This window comes from Thalassospira sp. UBA1131 (assembly GCF_002311515.1).
Lineage (GTDB): Bacteria > Pseudomonadota > Alphaproteobacteria > Rhodospirillales > Thalassospiraceae > Thalassospira.
Window position 1 is genome coordinate 12,030 of record NZ_DCAO01000016.1, and the last position, 6,757, is coordinate 18,786.

The following is a 6,757-nucleotide window of genomic DNA, read 5'->3' on the forward strand; positions in this document are numbered from 1 at the left end:
AAAATCCGGACCTGACCGTTTTTCGGGTCACTGTATTTAAGCCCGTTTGACACCAGGTTCTGGAACAACAGCAGCAACTGGCTTGCATCGCCCATAACGGTCGGCAGGTGGCCTTCGCGGATGATGTTGCCTTCAGGGGTGGAGCCGGCACGCCTGAAATTGGTGACGATGGCATCAAACAGATTGTCGAGCGGCACGGGATTGAACGGTTTGCCGTGGCGTCCAACCCGCGACAGGGTCAGAAGGTCATCAATCATCCGCTGCATGCGTTGCGTGCCATCAACCGCGTAATGAATGAATTCGTCAGCAGTTTCGTCGAGTTGCCCCTCATACCGCCGGGCAAGCAACTGCGTGTAGCTTGAAACCATGCGCAGCGGTTCCTGCAAGTCATGCGAGGCGGCATAGGCGAACTGTTCGAGTTCCGCGTTCGAACGTTCAAGTTCCTGCATCGTGCGCTGGATTTCTTTTTCGTGGCGTTTGCGCTGGGAAATATCACGCAGCGTAATGATGTAGTGATAACGCTGATCGGCGGAAAAATGGCTGATCGCGACTTCAAGCGGCACATTGCGACCACTGAGCGTGGATGCCAGCACTTCGATCACGCCGGTGCCAAGATCGGTCAAAAGCCGGTTCGGCGGCGGCGGCGTCAGTGGGGTATGTTCGCTGTCGGGCAGCAAAAACCGGATGATGTTGCGCAGTTCCGGATCACCCGTCGGACCGCAAAGCTCCTGCGCGCGGGAATTAAGCGGTTCGATGCTGCCGTCATCAGAGGCGACAAGAATGGCATCGATGGTGTTTTGCAAAATCGCACGTGTGCGGTCTTCGCTGCGTTTGGTTTGCGTTACAAGGTCAGCCAGCTCGGCGGCCTGCTGGCGTAAAAGACGGTCGCGCTGAACAGCGAGTGTGACGTCGCGAATGATCAATGAACAAAGCGTGCCATTCCGCTTGGTCTGGATGGGGTGAACACGAATGGATTGTTCCATACGATCAAAACTGGCGGCAAATTGCGGTAGGGGACGAAGCGGCAAGGCACCCTGATTGAGAGAGGGTGAAATGACAGCCGGCATGCCGAATTTCAGGCAATCTTCAATCGCAAGGCTGACACGGCCCAGTTTCGTGTCGGGGAACACATCGTGCAACGCCTTGCCCATCACCTGATCCGCATCCTTGCCCGACCGGCTTTGCATCCACTGGTTCCAGTGGCAAATCGTGCCGTCCGGGGCAAGCGCAATCAGCCCTGTATCTGCCGTATCAAGCAGTGCTGCAAAAAGATCAGCAGCATCGCTGTCACGGTTCAGATCAAATGACGGGGGGTGATCCCCCTTAGCGGATTGCGACTTTGTCATTCACCTCTCACCGGTTATCCAAGGGAGTTGGCCAGAAAACGCCGCACCAGTTCACGCAACATCTGGATGGACTCCAAGTCCATCACAAACAGCACATAGCCATCGATATCGTTCTGACGCAGCATGAATTGTACATGCAAAATCATCAAAACGGGATTCGTTGCGGTGCTGCCCCCTGCGGTGTCGTCGTCAAGCAATGCACGCGTTTCGCGTTTGCGAAACGTCGGCATGGAGCAATTGATCGGTTCACCCAGCACATTCGAAATACTGCCAAGGCAGGCATTGAGGATAATGTTGCCGACCTCCATCAGGGCTTCCTGTTCAAGATCGGTCAGCGTATCAAGCGGCACGTCGACTTTAAGCAAGCTTCGGACAAGTTCCAGACTGCGAACTTCCGGGAATACCAGCATGGCTTCACCGGTAAACGGGCCATGAAAACTTTGACTGACGGCAGAAACAACTTCGGTCGGGGCGTTGGCCAGCTCGCTGTCGGAAAACCGTTCGACAAACGAGATGGCAGGCACGGTCAATTCAACCGGCTGATCAACCATTTCAGAAAGCGACGACGCAGCACGCCCGACACCAATATTGATCAGTTCACTGATTGTATCATGTTCAAGTTCGGTCAGTTCGATCATCGGGTTGCTTCCCGCGACATGATGTAGTCGCGAATTTTGTCCTCAGTCGGGGGCTTTGCGATGAAATCAAGGCCAAGGTTCTCGGCCTTGTTCTGGATCTCCTGTTGGATATTGGCAGTCAGAAGCGCAATTACAGCCCCGGGGAACCGGCTGCGCAGCTTTTCGCCCAGTTCAAGCCCATCCATGCCCGGCATGTTGAAGTCAACCAGCATGTAGTCATAGGTTTTGGCATCAACCATCTCAAGCGCCTTGGCGCCATCCTCGGCCTCGTCGATTTCCCAATTGGCAAAATTGCTGGAAATGAACGCCTTGACCAGAAGGCGGGCAAACTTGCTGTCATCAACGAGCAATACGGATTTGGTGTTTGGCATTTTCATCTCGATTTTGCGGGGCAGTGGTGGCGAAGCATCTATCAATTGGGCATGTCTGGCGGGCTAGATTTCACTCGACATGTCGATCGATGGCCGTCGAATGTATTGGACAATTTCTTCGGGCGGCAGCGGGGTCGCGATCAGGAAGCCCTGGACTTCATCACAATTGCATTCCCGCAAGAAATTCATTTGTTCCTGGGTCTCGACCCCTTCGGCGACAACCTTGAGGCCAAGGTTATGTCCCATCGCAATAATGGTGCGCGTGATCGCGGCGTCGTCTGTGTCGATCGTGACATCCCGAACGAACGAACGGTCGATCTTGATGGAATTGATCGGCAACCGTTTGAGATAGGCGAGTGACGAATATCCGGTGCCAAAATCATCAACTGCGATCTTTAAACCAAGATGGCGCAGCTCATCAAGGATGGTAGCCGCCTTCTTGATTTCCTGCATCATCGCCGTTTCGGTGACTTCAAGCACAATACGGGCGGCTGGTGTTGCCGTCTCGGCAAGGATGCGTGAAATCGTCTCGGTGATGTGGCCCTCGATCAACTGTCTTGGTGACAGATTGACCGCAATCGGCATCGGTGGAAGCGACTGGGCCTCCCACTCGGAAATCTGGCGACAGACTTCGCGGAAAACCCATTCGCCAATTCTGCTGATCAGGCCGGTTTCCTCGGCAACCGGAATAAACTGCATTGGCGAAATATAGCCTCGGCCCGGCTGTTTCCAGCGAATCAGGGCTTCCAGGCCGCAAACCTGGTTTGTCCGCAGATCGACCTTCGGCTGGTAATGCAGTTCAAACTCGTCCTTTACCAAAGCTTCGCGCAGATCATTTTCGATCACAAGGCGCGCCATGGCACTTTCGTTCATGGTCTTGGTAAAGAAGTGATAGGTGCCGCCACCACTGGATTTCGCACTATACATTGCGGTGTCGGCATTGCGCATCAGGGCAGGGAAATCCTCCCCATCAGATGGATAAAGGGCAATCCCGATGGACGGTGTGACAAACAGAACGCGTCCCTTGATGTCAAAGGCCGGTGCCAAGGCATCAAGCACAGCCTGCGACAGGATGACGGCATCCTGCGTTTCCTTAAGGTCAGGAATAATGATCAGGAATTCGTCGCCGCCCAATCGGCCGACAATTTCCTGTCGCCCGATCACGCGTTGCAACCTGAGTGCGACGGCCTTGAGCATCAGGTCACCGACATCATGACCAAGGCTGTCATTGATAACCTTGAAACGATCAAGGTCAATGAACAGGATTGCGGTGGCACCGCTGTGCTCGGAAGCATTGTTTTTATGGGTGTTCAAGGCTTCTGACAGGCTGCGTTCAAGCATGCTGCGGTTGGGCAGGTTGGTCAGCGTGTCATGATTGGCCATATAGACCAGTTGTTCTTCGTACCGTTTTCGCACGGTGATGTCGTTCAGAACAGCCGTCATCAATGGTGTTGCGCTATCGGGGATCAGGCGCAATGCAATGGAAACATCGATTTCCTTCTGATCGGCGCGCACAATCGGCAGGGTAAAGCGTTTTTCGACGGCCTCTGCGCCGGGGGCGTGTGCGGCGAGTTCTTCCAGACTGTGTTCGAGAAGCGGCACAGCACGCGGCAGCAGGAATTCATGTAATGTACGGCCCTTCGGTGTCTCATCACGCATCAGGCCGAGGATCTCTTTGGTTGCTGCATTGCATTCGACAATGCGGCCCGTCGGCGTGATGGTCAGAATGCCGTCCGCGACATTTTGAACGATGGCGCTCAGACGGCTTTCACGGTCGCGGACCTTTTGCTGGCTTTCAAGCAATCTGTCGAGTGTTGATGAAACCCGTTCGACCAGACCACGTGTTGTCTGCAGGATCATGCCAAGTTCATTGCGGGCATGGTGCGGCGGAATGTTGATGGCAGCAGAGTCGGGCTTTTCCGGATCGATTTGGCGTAATTGTGCGGCAATGCCCAGAAGCGGTTTGGTCAGTGTGATATAGAAAAAAGCAACCAGAACCAGACCGAGCAGCAGGTTGCGCACAATCCCCGATAACAGAATGCGCGATGCACGGTTGATGAACCCCTCTGCGATCATGTCGGTGTCGATCTTGACACTAAGATGGCCGACCAGACCGTTTGGTCCGTCTGTATTCAGCGGGATTTCGTATTCCTGGTTTTCCCCAAACATGATCTGGGTCAGGAATGTGCGGTTGGAATTGATTGGCTGTTCGGTCTTGCGTGCCAGAACATTTTTGAAGTTATCGCGAAGCTCGGCCGCGTAGACAGGCTCATATTCAAACAGGCCGGAAATAACACGGGCTGCGAGTGTTTCATCCAGACCATAAGCGGCCTGGGTTGCAGACTCGCGCAGCGTCGCCAGAACCTGGTTTACGGTGCGGTCAATCAGGTTCTGTTCTTCACGAAGATCCCAGACAATCTGAATGCCACTGAATAACAGGCCGATCAGCAAAGTAAGGCCGACCGCAATCCTTGCCTGTTTGACAGACAAGCGATCGCGCCATCTAAGCCGTTGTTGATCAAGGCCTTTTTCCGGCAATCCGATCCCCACAGTTTCTTCTGTTATACCCCTTGCGAAGCAGACTATGGCTTTGCGGTGGTAAAAGCAATTCTCCGCGGGATTTAGGAACTGGAAAAGCCGCGAGAAATCTGTATGTTCTGCGCTGCACTGCAGCGTTGAGGGCGAACTCGAAGCAGGCGCCACGCAGCATGTCAGTGCGTCGTGAAGAAAATACTACGTAAAAAATTAGGGTTTTATTGGAGTTGCACACAACAGCTGTGCGTGATAACCCAATTCCCGAGAGAGAACATGGCCGAAAGCGGGTGCAGCCGCAATCTGGCCCCGCAACCTGTACGGAGTTACACCATGACCTATGTGGTGACGGAAAACTGCATCAAGTGTAAGTATCAGGACTGCGTCGAGGTTTGCCCCGTCGATTGCTTCTATGAAGGTGAAAACTTTCTGGTGATTCACCCTGATGAATGCATCGATTGTGGTGTTTGCGAACCGGAATGCCCCGCTGAAGCGATTATTCCCGATACCGAACCGAATCTGGATAACTGGTTGGAAATCAACCGTAAGTTTGCAGAGGTTTGGCCAAATATTACCCGCAAGGGCGATGCGCCTGCTGATGCGGATGAATGGAACGGCAAATCCGGCAAGACCGAATTGCTGTCCGAAGCCCCGGGAACGGGCGACTGATTTTTGGGCTAACCCCCGATATTACATGCGATTTTTGACCCACTGGTTTGCGCCAGTGGGTTTTGCGCATGGCTGCATTGAACGGGTTGCCGGGAAAATTCCTGTAAACTGATGGCTTGTTGTGTTATGGTTCACAATTCGCGCTAAGGGCTCGACAGGCTCGTTCCGAAATGTCGGATTTCCGTATTTGAATTTCCTGTCTGAACCGCGACTTTGCCAAAAAGCTTGGTCGCGTGCAGCTCTTTGCGTCGCTGGTTCTGTAGTGTTGCAGTTGAATGACCAGGCCTGATTGGGCCGGAAGGATGCTTGATGTCGGATAAGTTGCCGTTTGCTGTTGGCGATTACGTTGTTTACCCCGCACATGGTGTTGGCTGTGTTGATGGCCTGGAAACCCAGGAAATTGCGGGGCAGGAATTGCGCCTTTATGTAATTACCTTTGAATCTAGCCGCATGACCCTGCGCGTGCCGGTGAACAAAGTTGGCAACTCCGGTCTGCGCAAGCTGTCCTCGAAAAAACAGATGGATTCCGCGCTGATTACCCTTAAGGGCCGTGCGCGTGTGAAACGCACCATGTGGTCCCGCCGCGCCCAGGAATATGAAGCAAAGATCAATTCGGGTGACCCGGTTTCGATCGCCGAAGTCGTGCGCGACCTTCACCGCAGCGCGACCCAGCCGGAACAGTCCTTCTCCGAACGTCAGATCTACGAAGCTGCTTTCGAGCGCCTCGTTGACGAGCTTGCCGCGATTGAAAAAATCGACAAGGACAAGGCATCTGGCAAACTCGAAAAGCTTTTGCAGAAGGCTGCCTGATTGCGAAGGCCCCTTCAGACAACTATTTATAAAAACCGGCCCGCGATATACGCTTGGGCCGGTTTTATTTTTGTTTTGGGCAGGTTACAGCGATGAGTACAGTTCTGGCGCCGATCAAGCCGGCTGAGCGAATCTGGGTCGTCGGCGCAATCAATGGTGATCATGGCGCATTATGTGCCGTTCACCGGAAACTTGCGCAACATATGAAACCGGGCGACAGGCTTGTCTATCTTGGCAATTACTGGGGCGATGGCACGGCCGAAAATGTCGTTGCAACCATCAACGAGCTGTTGCTGTTTCGCCGTTTCTTCATTGCCAAGGATGGTGTTGATATCAGTGATATCGCCTTCCTGCGCGGTGCAGCCGAAGAAATGCTGTCCAAGTTGCAGCA

General features: G+C 53.7%; 6 protein-coding genes and 1 pseudogene. 3 read left to right on the forward strand and 4 right to left on the reverse strand.

Annotated features, from left to right (window positions below; genetic code table 11):
- From B3Z49_RS02175 to B3Z49_RS02190, 4 genes are all read right to left on the reverse strand, one after another.
- On the reverse strand, positions 1-1,346 hold a 1,346-nt coding region (locus B3Z49_RS02175; RefSeq protein WP_296987947.1), incomplete at its 3' end, for a PAS domain S-box protein.
- A 14-nt stretch (positions 1,347-1,360) separates the two neighbouring features.
- Positions 1,361-1,984, reverse strand: coding sequence for a chemotaxis protein CheC (locus B3Z49_RS02180; protein ID WP_063088606.1), 624 nt, complete (start codon positions 1,982-1,984; stop codon positions 1,361-1,363).
- Positions 1,981-2,355, reverse strand: coding sequence for a response regulator transcription factor (locus B3Z49_RS02185; protein WP_064780019.1), 375 nt, complete (start codon positions 2,353-2,355; stop codon positions 1,981-1,983). The genes B3Z49_RS02180 and B3Z49_RS02185 overlap by 4 nt, the downstream gene beginning before the upstream one ends.
- A gap of 63 nt (positions 2,356-2,418) precedes the next feature.
- Complete coding sequence (locus B3Z49_RS02190; protein WP_296987952.1) at positions 2,419-4,845, reverse strand: putative bifunctional diguanylate cyclase/phosphodiesterase; 2,427 nt, start codon at positions 4,843-4,845, stop codon at positions 2,419-2,421.
- A gap of 375 nt (positions 4,846-5,220) precedes the next feature.
- Between B3Z49_RS02190 and fdxA the strand changes: the two genes are divergently transcribed.
- From fdxA to B3Z49_RS02205, 3 genes and pseudogenes are all read left to right on the forward strand, one after another.
- On the forward strand, positions 5,221-5,556 hold the full coding sequence (gene fdxA, locus B3Z49_RS02195; protein WP_007090191.1) for a ferredoxin FdxA: 336 nt from the start codon (positions 5,221-5,223) through the stop codon (positions 5,554-5,556).
- Positions 5,557-5,865: 309 nt separating this feature from the next.
- On the forward strand, positions 5,866-6,366 hold the full coding sequence (locus B3Z49_RS02200) for a CarD family transcriptional regulator (RefSeq protein WP_008889261.1): 501 nt from the start codon (positions 5,866-5,868) through the stop codon (positions 6,364-6,366).
- A gap of 92 nt (positions 6,367-6,458) precedes the next feature.
- Positions 6,459-6,757, forward strand: a pseudogene (locus B3Z49_RS02205) (hypothetical protein); the annotation flags it as partial.

What these genes read in the sequence shown, in the direction of transcription:
- B3Z49_RS02180 (WP_063088606.1), bottom strand. Translation starts at nt 1,984, where the DNA reads ATGATCGAACTGACCGAACTTGAACATGATACAATCAGTGAACTGATC.
- B3Z49_RS02200 (WP_008889261.1), top strand. Translation starts at nt 5,866, where the DNA reads ATGTCGGATAAGTTGCCGTTTGCTGTTGGCGATTACGTTGTTTACCCC.
- B3Z49_RS02185 (WP_064780019.1), bottom strand. Translation starts at nt 2,355, where the DNA reads ATGCCAAACACCAAATCCGTATTGCTCGTTGATGACAGCAAGTTTGCC.
- fdxA (WP_007090191.1), top strand. Translation starts at nt 5,221, where the DNA reads ATGACCTATGTGGTGACGGAAAACTGCATCAAGTGTAAGTATCAGGAC.